The sequence below is a fragment of the Pseudomonas sp. S3_C06 genome, from assembly GCF_054667675.1.
Window position 1 is genome coordinate 612855 of the sequence record NZ_CP162747.1, and the last position, 18723, is coordinate 631577.

The 18723-nt window shown below is 53.4% G+C and carries 20 protein-coding genes and 2 pseudogenes; 20 read left to right on the forward strand and 2 right to left on the reverse strand.

Going from position 1 to position 18723, the window contains the following annotated elements; translation table 11 throughout:
* Positions 1-4: 4 nt before the first annotated feature.
* Positions 5-76: pseudogene (locus AB4N44_RS02570) on the reverse strand (methyl-accepting chemotaxis protein); the annotation flags it as partial.
* Between the two features lie 489 nt (positions 77-565).
* Positions 566-1229: pseudogene (locus tag AB4N44_RS02575) on the reverse strand (DNA-binding protein); the annotation flags it as partial.
* A 1211-nt stretch (positions 1230-2440) separates the two neighbouring features.
* Here AB4N44_RS02575 and AB4N44_RS02580 point away from each other — a divergent pair.
* From AB4N44_RS02580 to AB4N44_RS02675, 20 genes are all read left to right on the forward strand, one after another.
* The gene (locus AB4N44_RS02580) at positions 2441-2695 is read left to right on the forward strand and encodes a hypothetical protein (protein ID WP_186622328.1); all 255 of its coding nucleotides are present in this window, start codon (positions 2441-2443) and stop codon (positions 2693-2695) included.
* Between the two features lie 53 nt (positions 2696-2748).
* Complete coding sequence (locus AB4N44_RS02585) at positions 2749-3702, forward strand: LysR family transcriptional regulator (RefSeq protein WP_460110396.1); 954 nt, start codon at positions 2749-2751, stop codon at positions 3700-3702.
* A 217-nt stretch (positions 3703-3919) separates the two neighbouring features.
* Complete coding sequence (locus AB4N44_RS02590) at positions 3920-4615, forward strand: hypothetical protein (RefSeq protein WP_460110395.1); 696 nt, start codon at positions 3920-3922, stop codon at positions 4613-4615.
* A gap of 110 nt (positions 4616-4725) precedes the next feature.
* Complete coding sequence (locus AB4N44_RS02595; protein WP_460110393.1) at positions 4726-4941, forward strand: AlpA family transcriptional regulator; 216 nt, start codon at positions 4726-4728, stop codon at positions 4939-4941.
* 8 nt (positions 4942-4949) lie between these two features.
* A complete protein-coding gene (locus AB4N44_RS02600) occupies positions 4950-6503 on the forward strand; it encodes a ParB family protein (RefSeq protein ID WP_460110391.1) in 1554 nt (517 codons plus the stop codon).
* On the forward strand, positions 6500-7060 hold the full coding sequence (locus AB4N44_RS02605) for a DUF2857 domain-containing protein (RefSeq protein ID WP_110718416.1): 561 nt from the start codon (positions 6500-6502) through the stop codon (positions 7058-7060). Before AB4N44_RS02600 ends, AB4N44_RS02605 begins: the two co-directional genes overlap by 4 nt.
* The gene (locus tag AB4N44_RS02610) at positions 7044-8210 is read left to right on the forward strand and encodes an STY4528 family pathogenicity island replication protein (RefSeq protein ID WP_460111634.1); all 1167 of its coding nucleotides are present in this window, start codon (positions 7044-7046) and stop codon (positions 8208-8210) included. Before AB4N44_RS02605 ends, AB4N44_RS02610 begins: the two co-directional genes overlap by 17 nt.
* 130 nt (positions 8211-8340) lie before the next feature.
* Complete coding sequence (locus AB4N44_RS02615) at positions 8341-9132, forward strand: PFL_4669 family integrating conjugative element protein (protein ID WP_460110389.1); 792 nt, start codon at positions 8341-8343, stop codon at positions 9130-9132.
* On the forward strand, positions 9132-9647 hold the full coding sequence (locus AB4N44_RS02620) for a DUF3158 family protein (protein ID WP_460110387.1): 516 nt from the start codon (positions 9132-9134) through the stop codon (positions 9645-9647). The genes AB4N44_RS02615 and AB4N44_RS02620 overlap by 1 nt, the downstream gene beginning before the upstream one ends.
* The gene (locus AB4N44_RS02625; RefSeq protein WP_460110385.1) at positions 9644-10042 is read left to right on the forward strand and encodes a single-stranded DNA-binding protein; all 399 of its coding nucleotides are present in this window, start codon (positions 9644-9646) and stop codon (positions 10040-10042) included. Before AB4N44_RS02620 ends, AB4N44_RS02625 begins: the two co-directional genes overlap by 4 nt.
* Before the next feature lie 270 nt (positions 10043-10312).
* Positions 10313-12325 (forward strand): DNA topoisomerase III, encoded by a 2013-nt coding sequence (locus AB4N44_RS02630; protein ID WP_460111631.1) that lies wholly within the window; start codon positions 10313-10315, stop codon positions 12323-12325.
* Between the two features lie 458 nt (positions 12326-12783).
* Positions 12784-14019 (forward strand): DNA cytosine methyltransferase, encoded by a 1236-nt coding sequence (locus AB4N44_RS02635; RefSeq protein WP_460110383.1) that lies wholly within the window; start codon positions 12784-12786, stop codon positions 14017-14019.
* A 229-nt stretch (positions 14020-14248) separates the two neighbouring features.
* Positions 14249-14656 (forward strand): hypothetical protein, encoded by a 408-nt coding sequence (locus tag AB4N44_RS02640; protein WP_191630180.1) that lies wholly within the window; start codon positions 14249-14251, stop codon positions 14654-14656.
* A gap of 105 nt (positions 14657-14761) precedes the next feature.
* The gene (locus AB4N44_RS02645) at positions 14762-15247 is read left to right on the forward strand and encodes an STY4534 family ICE replication protein (protein WP_186622356.1); all 486 of its coding nucleotides are present in this window, start codon (positions 14762-14764) and stop codon (positions 15245-15247) included.
* Between the two features lie 130 nt (positions 15248-15377).
* The gene (locus AB4N44_RS02650) at positions 15378-15680 is read left to right on the forward strand and encodes a hypothetical protein (protein WP_110718424.1); all 303 of its coding nucleotides are present in this window, start codon (positions 15378-15380) and stop codon (positions 15678-15680) included.
* A 165-nt stretch (positions 15681-15845) separates the two neighbouring features.
* The gene (gene pilL2 / locus AB4N44_RS02655; protein WP_460158172.1) at positions 15846-16373 is read left to right on the forward strand and encodes a PFGI-1 class ICE element type IV pilus protein PilL2; all 528 of its coding nucleotides are present in this window, start codon (positions 15846-15848) and stop codon (positions 16371-16373) included.
* Positions 16370-17008 (forward strand): hypothetical protein, encoded by a 639-nt coding sequence (locus AB4N44_RS02660; protein WP_186622360.1) that lies wholly within the window; start codon positions 16370-16372, stop codon positions 17006-17008. The genes pilL2 and AB4N44_RS02660 overlap by 4 nt, the downstream gene beginning before the upstream one ends.
* Before the next feature lie 8 nt (positions 17009-17016).
* Complete coding sequence (locus tag AB4N44_RS02665) at positions 17017-17736, forward strand: TIGR03759 family integrating conjugative element protein (protein ID WP_460110380.1); 720 nt, start codon at positions 17017-17019, stop codon at positions 17734-17736.
* Positions 17737-17774: 38 nt separating this feature from the next.
* Entirely contained in the window at positions 17775-18296 is a 522-nt protein-coding gene (locus tag AB4N44_RS02670) for a transglycosylase SLT domain-containing protein (RefSeq protein ID WP_258380080.1), read from the forward strand.
* Positions 18293-18721, forward strand: coding sequence for an integrating conjugative element protein (locus AB4N44_RS02675; protein WP_460110377.1), 429 nt, complete (start codon positions 18293-18295; stop codon positions 18719-18721). The genes AB4N44_RS02670 and AB4N44_RS02675 overlap by 4 nt, the downstream gene beginning before the upstream one ends.
* The last annotated feature ends 2 nt before the right edge of the window (positions 18722-18723 follow it).

Here is an 18723-nt window from a genome sequence, read left to right on the forward strand (position 1 = left end):
GCAGCTCACTCACACGTGCCGCCTCGATGGCGGCATTGAGTGCGAGCAGGTTAGTCTGCTCGGAAACACTCTTGATGAGTCCTACCGCTTTCGAGATGGCCTGACTTTAGCTTACCACCGCACTTATAGAAACCATTGAGTCGTTCAGTTCCCAGATCAGGTTATTGATTCCTGGCATTGCCCGGCCAACCTGCATCCGATACCCAATATGCAAGTCTAAAACGACAACTTTACGGCGCCGCTGTTGGGCGTTTTTGGACGAGGGTACTCCTGTTTATTCTTGGTCAAGCTGCTCTTGAAATCATCATTAGTTAGTTGGAAGTCTAGGGTGATGATGCTTGGGAAACAGTGGCATAAACGGCAGCCTGACTGTCCATAGTGACCGGCGATGTTTGCCGTCGTTATCCGATACGAAACGAACCTTGGGCGGAAGCTCACTGATGAGCATTCAGCAACGGCGGAAGCAGACTCAAGCTTGGCGGGAGCTACGTAGGCTGAGAGCTTGCGGACTAACAAACAATAGAACGGACGTCCACACCACGAAGACAGGCAAGATTGCTCACTACAGCGTACGCGCTACAGTTTTGCCCTCCTCTAGGCCGCGATCAATCTCGCGGTGTGTCCGATCTTCAACCCCGCGCAGACAGCTTTGCTAAGTGGCTCGCTCCTGCTCGTTTTTGAGTCGCAACGCTTGGAGATCCTACTGAAGTATCTGTTTCTGCTGCTAAATCACATAGAGTTCGTGCAATAGGCCGTCACGCTGCTGCAAATCCTCGATTTGCGCCTGCCGTTGTACCAGCAGCAGCTCCATGTCAGCCAAGCGAGATTCGGCCGCCTGACGCCCTGCTTTGGCATCGGTCATCTGTTGGCGAAGCTAAGCCAAATCCTGACGTGCCTAATCCTCGATCTCGGCGACACGCTCGCGCTCTGCGATCAGCACCTTGCGTTGCTCCACCAACGCTCGTTCGGCAACATCCTGCGTCAAGTGAATCGCCTGCTGCCATACCGCGACGAACGCGTGCGACACCTCACCAAGTAATGCCGGCAATCGTGTTTCGCCATTTAGACGTTCGGCCAAACGTGACCATCATTGATCGATCAGCCCACCGACTCGCTCCGGGCTCCCACGCCCCAGCTCCAGCCGGACGAGCTTCACCGTCGGCCGATCACCGCGAGCCAACACCGCGTCTGCGCGACGAAGACATCGTTTCCGGCCCTCCTACTGCCACGGTTCACCTGGGCGTATATTAGGTCTATTAATTGAGTGTTTTCAGATGCAATTTTCGACCACTTCATATGTGGTTTTCCTAAAATACTTTTTATCTTGCCTAGAAATTCTAGAAAACTCGAAATACTCCCTCAATGAGTTGAGCTACAGACAAGCAGCTTCTCAACTCAGAGTTTAGATCCGGATCATCAATCTTATACTCACGAATACTCCGAAATGTCTCTGAATAGCATATCTCCTTACCCAGTAAGGTCCATATAACCTGCGAGCATACAGGGGCACGGCGATCGCACGGCGTAACGCTCATTTTCATTCCATTGAGACGTTCATTTTTTCTCTTGAGATTTGGAATCAAAATGGTCAGATTGATTTCACTCGACGCCATTGATTCATAGTCGACTAAAAACAGCCGATCACCCAGATAGTAAACAACCCCTTCGTATCGATAGTGTGCTATGTCGCCCATGGACGCGTAGCTAGGCGATGATCGCTCCTCCCGGGTATAGACAAAATGGCCCTCGGCTTCGTGAATTTTCACGAGCGTGCAAAGAATACTTCCGGGGTTAGAAACCGAATGGCTGTACTCATGGTAGTAACCCACCATGTTCTGTAATCGTTGCGAAGAACACTCTCTCAAGTGTTCGACAGCTCGTTGGGGCGCAGTAAGTGCCGTCAAGGATATCTTTCGCTGCCTGTCGCTGATCAGTAGCGTGAACTGATCAGCGGGCAGTGCGATTTCGTAGCCCTCAACGCCAAAGAAATCACAAATTCGCTTGAGGTTGAACGAGGTAGGAAAGCTGGCTCCGTTCAAGTATTTATTGAACTGTCCACGATGCATTCCCAGTTTTCGACACACTTCTGAAATTGATCGGTAATGACTGCAAAGATGTTTGAGGTTCAGAGAAAAATTATGACGCATTCCATCAGCACTAAGTCGCGATATCGCTGGATGACGCCAAAGTAGCAGCAAGTCGCGACGATTTCGACTAACTCGCGCAATTGAACTGAGTTAGACAATGACCAAATATTACGCCTGAAAAAATGGCATGAGCCACTTTCCACCTGCTCGCGAATGGGTACTACATCCTTCACAGAAAAGTACTACGCAGGAGAGAGCCCCTTCCCCCTTTCCAATCAGGCGTCAACCAGAAGAAATTTGACTGACAAACCACCTGAACGGATTTCAAGTAAACACCTTGGAGCTGCTGAAACATGGATCGTTACCGTCCCTTGAAAACAAACGCTACGACTGCGTCGGTACTTCTGATAGACACCAACGCGCAGACATCCCAATTGTTGGAAAATGCGTTGTTACGTATACGCACTGGAACAGGACTTCTGGAACTCCTCGCTTCAGCGTCCATTCAATGCTCCACCGATAAAGATTTATCCCGCCTGCTACTGTCCGCTTATCTGCCCCTCCAGGATGGATTGGATTTGCTTGAGCATTTTCAATCTCAAACGTAAAAGCCCCCTCACACCGTCGACAAACAAGTCATCAGATACGCCTCTGCGCCGCCGTGTCCCCACATCGGTGCAGTTTGGTAAAGGAACCTCTATTGGAACTTCGACATTTGCGCGGCTTTATAGCCTTAGCGGAAGAGCTTCATTTCGCCCGAGCAGCTGAGCGTCTACACATTGAACAGTCGCCGCTCTCCAGAACCATTAAGGAGCTTGAGTTGGAGTTCGGCGCTCAACTTTTTGACAGAAGCTCGCGTGGTACTCGTCTCACGTGGCCAGGAGAAGTATTAGTCAACGACGTACGGAGGATCTTTCAGGCTGTCGAGCAAGCACGGAGCAATGTTCAGGCAGCGGTCGCTGGCTATCGGGGAACTGTAAGAGTCGCACTCTCTGATGGGGTCCTACCTCAGCGATTGTCAGCGATTCTTGCTCGCTGCAGAGAGCAAGAGCCCGAAGTGGAGATTCGTCTGTATGAAGTCTCCCTATCTCAACAACTGAGGGGACTGCGTGAAAACTGCTTTGACGTCGGATTTGCAAGATCCTGCGCAGTTGGCCGTGGGCTGGTTGCGACTCCCGTGTGGCGTACACCGTTGACCGTCGCCATGCCTGCCCGTCATCCACTTCTGGCGTTAAAACATGTGCCAATGCTCGAGGTTTTACGTTATCCACTCGTTCTTTTTGATCCCAAAACCCATACCGGGCTGTCCGAGCAGATTGAGCAACTGCTGCGAGATACGCAGGCCAATGTTTCTGTAGTTGAACGGGTCTCGAGTCCGGAAGTCATGCTTTCGCTAGTCGCTGCTGGCTACGGGATCGGACTGGCATGCGAAGCTCAGATGGCGCTTTGTCAGAGCCAGGAAATTATTACTCGACCGCTAGCAGGAGAACCTCCTTTGTTGACGAGCTATCTACTGCACGGTGAAGCCATTCTGAGTGAACACCTTCAACGCTTCGTTAACAGAGTCACAGAGTGCGGCATTGCGAGTGATGGCCTGAAGCGCGGCGCGGCGTGACTATTTACGTCTGATTTCAGACCGGTTGGGTACCAACTGTAAGTATTTCAGGGGCTCGGGGGCATGTGGCTGCACGGCTGGCAGGCTCTATCACCCAGACCTAGGATGTCTAAGCTTTTCCACTGTCAATACGAGTATCCGCCATGACGCATTGAGTCTTTCCAGGTTGGGCCGTCGAGGTTTCCATAGACGAGCATTACAAGCCATGGAATGACTCATGAACCCACACTTTCAACGATATAACAGCAAGGTTTATTACAGCCCTCTAGAGGCTGCCATCCGTTGGAGCGGACTGCTGGAGCAAGAGGCTGAAATTCTCAGTAAGACAACATCACTGCTCAGCCTGATAGAGGATCAGGTTCAGGACTGGCCCACGTTGCACCTTAACGTGCAGCGACTGTTCGATGCGATGCGGCATCGGGAGCTTCCATTTGGAAAGTCCGGCATCACTCACTGTGATCCTTCGTTACTGATGAGCTCCGAATTGTCTATCAGACACATTGATCTTAAGCGGTGGATGGCAGCAGCGTATCCGGCTCATAAACCTTCGTTCTTGTTCGATGAAACAGAACGTCAACTGCCTACCAGCCTCGCTTGCCAGATGTACCAGAGCCTGTTTTGGCATTACCCATCGGCTTGTTTCATACCCGAGGACAGAAACCAGTCTTCTATCGGTGATAAGCCAGCACGTTTGAGCGGCAGGGCCGAGACCACTTATCTCAATATTATTGGAGCGTTATTAACGCTGCTGCTAGGCCACTCACCAGGTGGAAATCGTTACTCGGCTTTTAACACGCTCGAGTCAGTCATCCAGGCTTTGATTGCTCACCATAGCGGGCGTCCAGGAATTACCGAACGCACCCTATGGGCAAAGTTTGCAGAAGCCAAACGCCAACTGAACGCGGAGCCATGACAGGTTAATTGCAGAAACGGTGACTGCAATTGCAGTGACTCGCTGGACCTTAGTCCGTTGAATGCCAGCCAGCATTGACCAGCGCTACCAAGCCATTAGGAGTACCCATCATGCCCTTGCAAACTGAACCGTCCACTCAACGCGAGCGGCGCATTTTGCGCCGCTCAGATGTTGAGCAGAAGACTGGGTTAAAACGCGCTTTTATCTACAACCTTATGAGCCAGGGAAAATTCCCGAAATCCGTGCGAATAGGTGTTCGTGCGGTCGGCTGGGATGCAACGGAAGTGGATCAATGGATTGCCGATCGCTTGAAAGATCGTGACTAAGGAGAGTCATGAACGTGACATCGACCCCAGCCTTTCATAGCGACAATTTTAATCACACCGTCGAAGGGAAGCTGAGAAGCGCCTCCCCCGAAATGGTTGATCCGCTAATCGATACCCCAATGATCGTTACGCTCGACCAACTGAAACCCTATGATCTGAATCCTAGGGTTACACGTAACCCCAAATACGAGGAAATCAAGGCATCGATTCGTCAGCGAGGACTAGATGCACCCCCCTCCATCACTCGCCGTCCTGGTGAAGATCACTATCGAATCCGCAACGGCGGCAACACCCGCCTCGCCATCCTGCGCGAACTTTGGTCGGAAACCAAAAAAGACCAGTTCTTCCATTTGGCCTGCATGTTTCGCCCTTGGCCTAAGCGTGGCGAGATAGTCGCGCTCACCGGACACTTGGCAGAAAACGAATTACGTGGAGGACTCACGTTCATTGAACGAGCTCTGGGTGTGGAAAAAGCCAGGGAACTGTACGAGTTGGAGTGCGGTGGTCCCCTGTCCCAATCCGAACTTTCAAAGCGACTGACCACAGATGGGTATCCCGTCCATCAGTCACATATCAGTCGAATGCGTGATGCAGTTCAGTATCTATTGCCGGCGATCCCCAACCTGCTATATGGCGGGATTGGACGACACCAGGTTGAACGACTGGCTGTCATGCGCCGCTCACTTGCAAATATCTGGAAGGAATACACAAAAGGGAAAACCCTTGAGGTCGACTTCCCTTCGTTATTCCATGACGCGTTGGCGACCTTTGATGTTCACCCCTCCGAGTTCAGCGCGGTACGAGTGCGAGATGAAATGGTGGGCCAGATGGCCCAGCACCTAGATGTCGATTACGACACGTTGTTCCTGTTCTTGGAGACGGGCGAAAAACGTGAAATGGCGTTAACCGCGCCTCACCTACACACAACTCCCTCACAGGGTTTGAAAGATGTTCCCACCCCCATTGCACCGGAAGTTATGGCCCCGTGCCGGAGTACTGACTCTCAGGGTAAGAAAGCCTCTGCCCGTGTCGAGGCGACTGAACCAGATCGACTTCAATCCATTCAGGCGTTGGTTGCCAAACATGCTGGGGATCAGCCAGCGCTGTCATCAGATGTGCTTCCTTTCACTCAAGGTAGCCTTTTTCCGATTTCAGACATTTGGAACATAGAACCAGGTTTGGACGAGCCACAGCGGCTGCGGATACACATCAGCCAGTTTGCCCGTGAAATCTGCCAAGACGTCGCGAACGTAGATCTCATCACCGAAGTCGATGAAGGAATCGGATTTCACTGCAGTCTCGAGGACTCGCCCGATCATTTGTCGTCCTCCAGTCTAATTAGTTTTCTGGAAACACTGACCACAGGCACCGCAAGTCCAACGTCGACGATGGAGATTGGTTCTCTGTTACTAGGTTCCAATCAATCAGCCCAGGATTCGAGTCGTTTGAGTGATGCGAGCCTGGTGAAACTGTTTCGGCTGATTCGATTGGCACGGCGACTGATTGACCTCAAAGCTCAGGGGCATTCGAACCCGGTGATATCGCAAAAGGAGTCACTGTGACCACACCTCATCCAATCAATCAGGCTGTGATTGCACAAGCGCTGCATGATTTGCGCAATGGACAGCTAAGACGTTGCAAGACGATGGGTTTCGCGGATGAAGATCTAGCGGCTCTAAAAGAGCCGGCGTTACTCAGCGTCCTGCTTAATGCACGCGTGCCTTGGTGCACCGTTCAGATCAACCGAAACGTTTTGCAGCGAATTCTGAACCAGATGGACGATGTCACCATAGAAATTACGAGGGTGGATCGAATGCTGCGCTTGGGGGCAAGCACCGAGATGGTGAGCAAGTTCTACGGGCTGACTCACCAAGAGGTAGCCCTGCGCCGCGACGTTCTGGGCCTTCCCAAGCGCAGAGGCAGACATCCAGTACTCAGTGAGGAGCAAGACACGTTGCTGTGGAAGCGCTGGCACCCACAGCTCAAGTCTCGCAACGTCGATTCAGGTAACGAAGCTGCAATGCTGGAGTTGACACTCGATCTAGCTGAAGAGCTTTGTCTCCCTGCCTCCGTCATCTGGGCCACGCTCAACAGCTGGATCGATCAAGGGTTGGTCTAATGCCGTGAAAACTCCAGGCCCCGTTTCGCTCTCCACGGTACTTGATAACGCCTTGAAACGGCTGGGAGGCCAAGACGCGTACGGAAACGGGGATGCCTTTCTTTTCAGTGGCAACCGTCACGAAACTGTACCGAGGTCTTTGTTGCTCGACATTCGTTTGACTCCACTTGAGCGTAATGCCTGGCAGGTCTTTCGTTTGCTGCTCAATGAGGATGGTGTTACGGCCTTCCCGACGTACGAGCAATTACGCAATTACTTGGCTTCAGTGCCTTGCGGTGCACAAGCATCTCACGAGACTGTCGCCAAAACCCTGACGATGCTGCGCCTCACTCGATGGCTAAGTCTTGCTCGCCGGCGTCGAGACGCGCGTACCGGTCGCGTTCTCGGCAACCTGTATGTCCTTCATGATCGGCCGCTGTCTCCCTTTGAGGCCATGCAGATCGACCCGGAATACATGTCTCTTGTTAGCCACACACTCAAACATGCCAACAAAGGCATCCAGCGTGTCGGCTTAGCCGTCCTCGAGGAGATTAGCCGGGATCCTAGTGTTCAAACGCAATTACTGCCTAGCCACCTGCAGGTTTTAACGCATCGTCTGCAGGATCAATCAACCAATAATCAGCAATCAAAAGCGGTTTCCGAAGAGCCTGTTTTTTCTTCTCTTCGGAAGGCGAAAGCCCAGGCTTCGGAATCCGAATCAGGACTCAACTGCCCAGAAACCCACTCTCTACGGCATCCGAAGTCAGCGCGTACTTTAAATACAAAAGCGTTAAAAACACTACGTACTGACGAGGGGCTTCACGAAGTTTGCGAGCTGAGTTTGCCCACGCGTTTCAACGCTCTGACACCCAGCCAGCAGGCCGGAGCGAGGGTCGCGTTACTGCAACTGGGACCAGACGTCAGGCAGGCCGTGTTGAATGAATGGGCCACGCGCTGCCGAGATAACCATGTGCGTAATCCCGCCGGCTACCTGTTCGGAATTATCCAGAAAGCCTTGCAGGGGCACTTCACCGTTTGGGCCGCCAAAGAGCCAGTCAGTGAGTCTTCACCAAACCCACAGCCTTCAAAGCCTCAGCGTCCGGCTGAACGCGATCCGTCAGTCGCTCATGCTCACCTCGACGAATTGAAAGGAATATTGCGCTTACGTTGACGCTATTGGCAGCTATCCCCAGGGGATAACGATCAGGAAATCAGGCTTGCTGCACCTGCGCTTTGTTCGCTGACAGGCTTGCGCGGCGGCTCAAAGCTGCGCACTCATTCTCCAATCATGAGTGCTTCCTATGGCGGCCGAACTTCAACTGAATCTGGGTACATTACGCAGCAGTATGCAGCTAACGCTGCACACCCATCATGCATCGCGCATATGGCATGGTCGAGACGCTTCTGAGGGGCGCGCAACGATCATTGGCCTTAATGGTTTCATTTCTGTCATGAACAAAATGAAGCGCAATGCAGAACTGGACGATCCCTACGCTGATGCATGGATGCTGAAAATCGAAGACAAGTTGTGTGACACCAAGCGATGTCTAAGCGAGCTGCGCGATCAGGTTGATCTAGCATTGTCGGAGATACCCAGTGCCATGAGTCTGGGCGAAAATCTTAACGTTCAGCCGGTCATTCTGCCTCTGTTCGTTAATGCTCAGCTCGGGTTCATGGCCGTGTATCTACTGGCGGATTATGACGATCTGGCCCGGCGCTTGATACTTGCACACCACACTGCGTTGATTGACCGGCGGACCCTTGAGCGTTGGCTTAACGATGGTGCTCACGCCCTTCGCAGTCTTTTCAGCCTCGCCCAGCAGTACAAACCCTCTGGATTGAAACGTCACGACTACGCGTCGAATTCCCCCGCTGCACTTCGAGCCAGAGAGCGGTTCGGTGACATCCCGCCAGACGTGCTTGATGGCTCACATCGCTCTCGTTTCGCCCCAACTCTTGCACATCGCCCCACCCCGCGTGATCACTCACACAAAGACAACAGCATCATTGATGTCCCGATTGATCGGGCCGAGTCTGACCCCGGCAATGGTTCGCCCTCCGAGAGCTCACAGGCTGCAGAGGATGATCGCTGATGGGACTTCATTATTTCAAACCGTTGGAGTATCACGATTTTGAGCAGTTAGAGCATGTCGCCTACCTAAAAGGCCTTTTCCAGCCTTTTAAAGGTAAGGGAGCCTTGGAAGAGTGGGCCAGCCAATGCCTGACACTGCGTGATGGATTAATTGATCTGGCGCAAACACGAATACTGACGCAGGCGCGTCACTACCCTTTCAACCTGTTACCCGCGCAGTTAACCCCGCACATCACGGGCGCCGGGACGACATTCTTGCGTTGGCGCAATCCAGAACGCACGACGATGGGCGTCGCATTGTGGCAGCGATGTATTGAAAGCGCGGAAACGCCCAACCTGTTGATGGACGATCTGTTAGCGCTCGAGCAGCAACGGATCGTGTTGAACATGCAAGTCAGCCTGAGCCATGCACTGGCCAAACATGCATCGGAATGCGCCAGGAAGATGGCACAAGCCGAACTGATCCACCAAAGCTGTATTTCGCAACGCATCATTCCCTCGGAGACCCCCATATGAGTACCCATTTTTTTGGCGAGGGCAACATCGGTTCACCGCCCGAATTTCGTGAGTTCAACAATAGAAACGACGAGCCACGGCGCTTACTTCGCCTGAATGTTTATTTTGATAATCCGGTGCCCATTAAAGACGGCTTCGAGGATCGCGGAGGTTTTTGGGCGCCTGTCGAGATATGGCACCGGGATGCCGAACGCTGGAGTGGGCTGTATCAGAAAGGAATGAGGGTGATGGTCGAGGGTCGATCCGTAAAGGAAGAATGGGCAGATGCTGATGAGAATCAGCGGGTGACATTCAAGATCGAAGCGCGACGGGTGGGAATACTGCCCTACCGACTCGAAACCGTGACGTTGAGTGGCAAACAGAGTTCAACCGATCGGGATGAACAAACCCATTAGAGTGATGCCAAGAGCGGCTGGCCCAGAGGTTAGCCGCTCTCTTGCGTCATCTTCCGCCACACTCACAAGTCCACTGGCGTCCATACTGAACCGACCGCCGAACATGACGATTTTGCGGTAGCAATGCCTGCTGCCCCCTACACTCGCTTATCGCTGAAATCAGACAGCGGACGTTGAATAAGCCACCGTTAAAATCGCTTTTACGCTCGTAAACGAACCACTCCGAGCGTGAACTTCGCATGTCCTTTAACGGCGAATTCGGGTCATGAGATGCGACTCTATCTGTGTGAAAAACCTTCCCAAGGCAAAGACATTGCGCGTGTTCTCGGTGCCAGCCAACGAGGCACAGGCTGCTACAAGGGTGCGGACATCGGGGTGACCTGGTGTATTGGCCATTTAGTTGAAGCTGCACCTCCTGAAGCTTACGGCCAACGCTACAAGATCTGGTCGTTAGATCACTTGCCGATCATCCCGGAGAAATGGCGCGTCGAGGTGAAGGAAGAAACGGCCACCCAATACTCAATTGTCAAAGCGTTGCTGGCTCAGTCAACCGAACTGGTGATTGCCACGGATGCCGATCGGGAAGGTGAAATGATCGCCCGCGAACTGCTTGACCTGTGCAGTTATCGTGGCTCAATCCAGCGTTTGTGGCTTTCGGCGCTTAATGAGGCTTCGATTCGCAAAGCGCTTGGTTGCTTACGGCCCGCCAGTGAAACCGAACGACTCTATCACTCTGCCCTCGCCCGCTCTCGGGCTGATTGGTTGATCGGCATGAACATGACTCGTCTGTTCACCGCGCTTGGCCGGCAAAGCGGTCACAGTGGGGTGTTGTCCGTCGGCCGTGTACAGACACCCACACTGCGCCTCGTCGTAGACCGCGACAGAGAAATCCAGCGCTTTGTGCCAGCACCTTACTGGACGGTCGAAGTCGAACTGTTGTTCCTTGGGCAGACCTTTTCAGCCCAGTGGACCGTGCCTGAAAACGCGTCTGATCAAGCGGGTCGCTGTAATCGTCAAACCGTTGCTCAGAGTGCTCTGCGTGACCTTCAACAGGCTCATCAAGCGCAAGTTGTTAGCGTGGAGAAGCAGCGCATCCGCGAAGCACCTCCATTGCCCTTCAACCTGAGCACGCTGCAGGAAGTCTGTTCGAAGCAACTGGGTTTCGATGTTCAGCAGACGCTGAATATTGCCCAGTCACTCTACGAAACACACAAAGCTACAACCTATCCTCGTACTGACACAGGCTATCTGCCTGAAAACATGTTGGCTGAAGCACCAACCGTTCTGAACGCACTGGTAACCAGCGATCCTGGCTTGCTGAACTTGGTAAACAACGCTGACCCTCAGCAACGCTCACGCGCCTGGAACGACGATTTTGTCACTTCCCACCACGGCATTATCCCAACATTGGAACCGTTTAGATTGGTAAACCTGAACGAAGCTGAGCGTGCAGTCTATGAACTGATTCGTGGTCATTATCTGGCTCAGTTCCTTCCCCATCATGAATATGACCGGACCTGCGTGAAGCTCACGTGTGCCGGAAGCATGTTGCAAACCAGTGGTAAAAGCATCGCGATCGTGGGATGGCACAGCGTTTTCAGTACGCATAGATCCACTGTCGAGGATGAGACGTCAACACGCACTCAAGATCTGCCTGCATTGACCATTGAAGACCATTGCGATGTGCGAGAAGTGAAACTCAAATCCCTCAAAACAAAGCCACCCAAGGCCTACACCCAGGGTGAGCTGATCAAGTCCATGAGGGATGTTGCGAAAAGGGTGACTGATCCGCGTTTGAAACAGACGCTCAAGAACACCTCAGGCATTGGTACGGAAGCGACGAGAGCGAACATCATCAGTGGACTGCTGAACCGCGGTTACTTGTACAAGAAAGGTCGGTCGGTACACGCCTCTGAGTCAGCGTTTTCGATTATCGATGCCGTCCCGGCCGCCATCGCTGATCCGGCAACCACCGCGATCTGGGAGCAAGCATTCGACGCGATCGAAAGCGGCCAAATGACCCTTGAATGTTTTATCGCCAAACAATGCAAATGGATTAGCCAGCTAGTCGAACATTATCGGACGACGTCTCTGGCCATGCATACCCCGGGAGGTCCCAATTGCCCGCTGTGCGGTGCATCAATGCGGCGACGAACAGGCAAGCACGGTGCTTTCTGGTCCTGTACTCGCTACCCCGAATGCCTGGGTGTATTGCCTGTGGAAGCCAAGATGGCAACTGCCAATCATCATCGAAAGCGCCGTCGCTCGCCCCCTAAAGGTTAATGAGCGGCTTAGCCCAAGCATCTGTCTCCTTCTGCAACAGCAGATGCGCCCGACTCACGAGGACCGGGACGAAGGATCAATGTTTCAACGCTGCGCATCAGTGCGGTTTCAATGATCAAAAAAACCACGTTGAAGGGTCCCCTGATTACCTTTTGGGTCATGACGAGACCCTTCAGGGTGGACGTAATCGGTGCCGGCGCCCGCCGGCCAAATAACGGGTTCCTTTTGTACGCGGATGTGTGCCCCACGATGCCGACCCACGCCACGATGCGGGTCGGGTGTGATGACTGCAACGGTGTCTGGCAATGACACGTGCCAGTTGCTGGCGCAGCCCATGGTGGCTCCTTTGTTCAAGCCGAGAGCTTAGTCTCGGCGCCTCTGTCCCCTCCCCCAATCACGCGCTTCTTTCAGCACTTCAGATGCGGTCGTTTGCGTGTGCCCCAGAGAAGGACACCCCCATGGAACACCCTGTAAATCTCTACCAATACGCCAGTGTCTGTAGCGGCATTGAGGCGGTAAGCGTGGCTTGGAAACCGCTGGATATGACGCCAGCCTGGTTCTCGGAAATCGAACCCTTCCCCTGTGCGGTGCTGGCGCATCATTACCCTCGAGTTCCCAATCACGGCGACATGACACTCCTGGCCGATCAAGTGCTTGATGAGGCTGTACCGGCACCTCCAATTCTCGTTGGCGGGACCCCTTGCCAGGATTTCAGTGTCGCAGGATTCCGTGCCGGCCTCACAGCACCGCGCGGAGCGCTGAGCCTCAACTTTGTGGAGCTGGCCAATGCCATCGATCACGTCAGAACCCTGCGTAATGAACCCCAAGCTGTCATCGTCTGGGAGAACGTCCCCGGCGTCCTCAGCGACAAAAGAAACGCCTTCGGATGCCTTCTCGCAGCATTGGCTGGCGAAGACAGCGAACTTCATCCCCCAAGGAAAGCATGGTCGCACGCGGGTATTGTGTTTGGTCCCCAAAGAACAATCGCTTGGCGCGTCCTGGATGCCCAATATTTCGGCGTTCCCCAACGACGCCGTCGTGTCTTTCTTGTCGCAAGTGCTAGAACAGGGTTCGATCCCGCCGCGGTACTTTTTGAGTCCGAAAGCCCGCGCCGGGATACTGCGCCGGACCGCACGACGCAAACGCATTCTGCCTCTTCTTCTGGAGCAGGCACTCAAGCAGTGAACGGCCAGGTACGCACTCGTGCTTTTACCAACTCCTACGGCATGTCGAGTGGTCAAGGAGGTGCTGAAGCGAACTTGGAGTGCTGCCCTACCCTGACCTGCAATCATGATGTCGCCATTGTCGTCTGTACAGAAACGCAGGCTACAGACTCAGCCCCCCACGAAGATGGCCAACCTGAACGCTTGCGGTCTGAGGATGCCTCCCTCAAGGCGCGGATCAGTCACAAAGCCCGCCGATTGCTTCCGCACGAGTGCGAGCAGTTGCAAGGCTTACCCAAGGGCTACACGCGTATTCCTCGACGTCATTATGCGAGCCGGAAAATCAGCCGTGCTCGCCCCATTGATCTATGGGAGCAGACAGAAAACGGTTGGATGTTGATGGCCGCTGACGGGCCTCGTTACAACGCTATCGGCAACACGATGGCGGTGCCGTGCCTGGTATGGATCGGCAAGAGATTGCGCCTGGAAATATCAAAATCCGGAGGTGTTCCTGAAGGTATTGATCGCTGACATGAGAGTGTCGGCAAACCATTCTTTGGGCACGCAACGCTGATCTCCGATCAGTGACTGCCCAGGCAGCCAAGGTCTTTAAGGCTGCGTCGTGAAGGGTTCACGCTGACCACGCCCCGTCCGCTCAGCATCGTTTTGCGGACACATGCCTTGAATGGCATGGGTGCCTGTCATTCAACGTGCGCGTTCTTTCGGACAGCACTCAAATTCAATCTTCAGGAGTCATCCAATGAAAAGCTCTGCTGCATCACAACTTGCTCGAAAGCCGTTGCAACGGCCCGTCGATAAACCCTCTTCTGAGGTCTGCAATCCTGCAGTCGCATTCTTTTTCGCTTGGAAAAAAGGCGTGGAACTCGCTGGCTCTCGTTACTTCGGTGATGGCAGCCAAGAGGGATTCCAAAAAGCCAATTGCAGGTGGGATCTTCGTCCCATCATCCGTGTGATCAAAAGCAGTTTTGAAGTTCTGACTGAGCAAGAAAGAGTATTCCTAGCTGCACTAGTCAGCTTCTTTGACACTGAGGAAGGCAGCGATCTCCTCAAACAGTCGGGGGTCAGAGGTTTATCAGACCTCGGGCTTTTAAACATAGAACAGAGAGATGTCATCGCCGGGCTGATCATGCACAACCATGATTGGTAATACCGTAAGCACTCTCAAGATTCATTAATCCACTCACCCACTTGGGGGCCAACGCTCCTTTGGGAGGTCAGCCTCCAACTGCTTTCTCAAGCCTGGAGGCATGTCATGAGCACCGCATTTTCCAACGAAACTTACTTTGACCTTCACATCAACGGCCTTGGGTATCTCAATCGCATCCGCGAAGTGAAGCCCAGGAAAGGCGACGCGTTCCTAGCTTGCGACATCGTTGCGCTCAACGGTCCGACCGACAATCCGGAATACCGCCGATTTGACGTGAGAGTGACCGGCGCGGAGGCGCAATGCCTGGTCCGTCGTTGTGTCAAAGCCGTGGAGTTAGAGCAGAAGGTTTTGGTTGGTTTTCGCCTCGGTGATCCGTGGGTGGACACATTCACCTACACCAAAGGCATCAATGTCGGGCAACCGGGTTTAAGTCTTAAAGCGCGACTGCTTCTTCTGAACTGGATAAAGATCGATGGGGTTTTAGTGCACAAGCGCGAGCCGAATATCAAAGACGAGGAGAAACCCAGTGTTTTAACGCCGCCGGTTGACTTGCAACCTGAGGCTATAGGTGAGTCTCCCGTCATCCACTGACTTTAGATCCGCGATCGGGTTTTGGTTTTTCCCAACGTCGTCGTAAGACGGTCGTTCAATTTTCTTCCCTTATGGGCCATGACGCCCTTAAGGGAAATGTCATGGCCCGATTTTGAATAGGCAGCAGACCATGATTGTTATCCAATTTGATGAGGCATTGACACCTATGTCCGAGCATGGCGCGTTGGTTATCACGCAAGGCGTCGACGCACTCATGAGAGCGCAGCGATTAGAGCCTTTCCAGTTTTTTGGCCGGCACATACAGGGCGATTGGGGTGACATCTGCGATGAAGATCGTGGGTTGAACGAAGAAGCGCTGATGTCGGGCAACCGATTGATGTCGGTGTACAACATCAATGATGAGTTGAAAATCTGGATCATTACGGAGGCTGATCGCAGCGTTACTACCATTCTCCTTCCTGAAGAGTACTGAGGTCTGTGGTCAGGTCGCAGTAAGCACTTCAAACACTATTCGCAACGGCCTCCTAAGAGGCCGTTTCTTTTGATCAAAATACGGAGTTACGGGATACCAGTTAGGTCGCTGCACCTTACCTGCAGGGTTGAGATCTTGTGAGGGTCACCTTCAGGAATCCTTTCCATGCCAGTCATCAATCATTATTTCTTACCCTGCATGCTGCTGGGAGGTCTTTCACTCGCCGCATGCCATACCCCAGAGATGCGCGTCACCAATCAACCTGTCAAACCCGCGTTGAATTCGACTCCAGCAAGCATCATCCCCGTGCAACGGTACGGACGCTACACGTTGGTCGAGATGCAGCCGGACCTGGCCAAGCAAAACCTCCTGCTGCAAGTCATCGACGTCGACATTCCCGGTGCTTGGAATAGCACTGTCGCAGATGCAATGAAATATGTGCTGATTCGGTCCGGATACAGACTCTGCGCAAGCACGCCAGAGAACGCCGCAATGTTCGCGCTTCCCCTCCCCGCGGCTCACATAAAACTCGGCCCCATCGTCCTACGCGACGCTCTCCAAGTCCTTGCGGGATCTGCATGGTCAATGCAAGTCGATGAGCAACTGAGGCAGATCTGTTTCGTTTCCGCCTCCAATGGTGTCGCTCGCGATATCCCGCTTCAGAAAACCGCAATTCTGGAGATCAGTCGATGATCTACGCCATCCCTGCGGGGTCGTACATACGCGGCCGTCTGACTCGCTGGAGCAGCCCCCTTCTATTCTCCATCACGTTCTGCTCGCTCCTTTCACATCAATTTGCACTTTCCGGGCTAACCCAAAATCAGGTCATGGACTCGAAAGACCTTCAGCACATCGATGAGCGTGTGTTGGTGCTGGAGAAGTCAGCAGTCGTCGCATCGTCAGAACAGTCAGGCGTCAGCTACTCAGACCTCAACGCATTGAACGACAGCTTTAACGAGCGAATCACGGAACTCGCAACGGCGATGACAGCTGTAGCGAGCCAAGCCGACCTACAAGCTCTGGAGCAACAAGTTCAGAAGATAGAAAAAAACCGAGTGCAAGTACTTACCGCACCTGCTTCGACCAAACCCCATAAACCCCGCTCAAAGCCAAGAATAGTGGTCGAGTTTCCCCTCCAGATACTGGGCCAGGAAATTAGAGGTGGTGAGCACTTTTTATCGGTTGGCGCGATTGGCGCAGAGTCTTTGGATCAATGCCAGTTGATACGCGTTGGCGAGACCTATCTGGGCTGGAAGCTGGACGGTGTTGAAGGTCAAAGCGCGGTATTTACTGCCAACGGTGTAATTCACCGTCTGAAAATTCGATAGGAGTGGCCATGTCACGTCTCAGGTTTCTCCCCTCGTTGATGATGCCCATGTGTTTCGTTGTTCATGCACTCGACTCAGCTTCCCACGTCTCTATCGAAACCCGCTCTAAACCTTTGTCTGATGCAGTCATCACTGACCAAAAAAAGAGGTTGGCTCAACAATGGGGATTGGAAGAGGAAGAATTAGAGCGTTATAGAACGCTCATGCAAGGGCCACTGGGTACTTACTCCCCTAACCTGGATCCTTTGAGCGCTTTAGGGATCGAGGCACGTACAGAAGCTGAACGACACCGCTATGCGTTACTTCAAGTCGACGCTGAGGCGGCCCGTGTCGAAAAGCTGCTCGTCTATCAGCGGGCCTATGACCAGGCTTGGAAAGAAAGACACCCCAAGCTTGAGCTGGTCTCACTACCTCCCGTGAGCAGCCCCCTCTTGACCAAGCCCACTGAACGGAAGGCCGTGTTTGTTCGTTACGACTGCCCTGAATGCGTGGCCAAGGTTAGGCAGCTACAAGGTTCAGGGGGCATGTTTGACCTCTACATTGTCGACAGTCAGCACGATGACAGGCGCATTCGTCAGTGGGCTCAGAACGCAGGCATCGCACCGGACAAAGTGCGCAGCGGGGTCATCACCATCAATCATGACAACGGCCGATGGGGATCAATTGCAGTCCAGGGAGACCTGCCGGCAGTCGTGCACAGGGTAAACGGCACATGGATACGACAGTGAACGTGCATTACAAGCTATGGTGCCTCTGGAGTTGCGTCATGACTTGGAGCCCAGCCTCGCTATGTTTTGCGCAAACCATCACCGCTCCACCGCCGGCCTACAGCATTGCCGCGCGCCGAAGTGGTGTTCCTTCAAACGTACTGTTTGCGGTGGCGCTACAGGAAAGTGGTATGACCTTGCGGGGCAAGCGTCTTCCTTGGCCCTGGACACTGAACCTTGCAGGCAACGCTCAATATTTCGCAACCCATGCGGATGCCTGCCGGGCATTGCGAGCTGGCCTCATGCGTTTGCCAGCATTTCGAATAGATGTTGGTCTGACTCAAATCAATCTGGGCCATCAACGACGGTTCTATCAGGATCCGTGCGAGGTGTTATCGCCGAATAAAAATCTGACGATAGCCGCAACCATCTTGCGCGAGCAGTATCGCGTGGACGAAGACTGGCTGATGGCTGCAGGACGTTACCACCGCCCCGCCGGTGGCCGACCTGCAGCTCGCTATCGACGCAGCGTCGCTAGACACCTCAATGATTTGGCTTTGACAGAGGGTGGCCGACCATGAAAATCAAGTGTCGATGGATGCTATTGGCATGGGTTACCTACTGCAACGTCAGTGTGGCTGACACTGCCATTCCAAGATTTGCGGATGTCCGTTACAGCGAAGAGGAGTTTCTGCCGGTTCGTTCGACGGCTCTTTCTCCAGGTTCGGTGCAACGACGATCACTGAGTGCTTCAGGCTTACCCGCTTTCTTTCTGGTGGGTGATGATCTTCTGTCGCGGTCATGGTTAAAGCGGCGCCTTTCAACGCTTGCCAACATCAACGCGGTCGGACTGGTTGTTAACGTCGAATCTCAAGCGGCCCTGAAGGGGCTGCGCGACATTGCGACAGGTGTGACGCTCTCCCCTGTCTCGGCTGATGATCTGGCCCAGCGTTTGAATCTCCAACATTATCCCGTCTTGATCACCGCTGATCGTATTGAGCAATAACG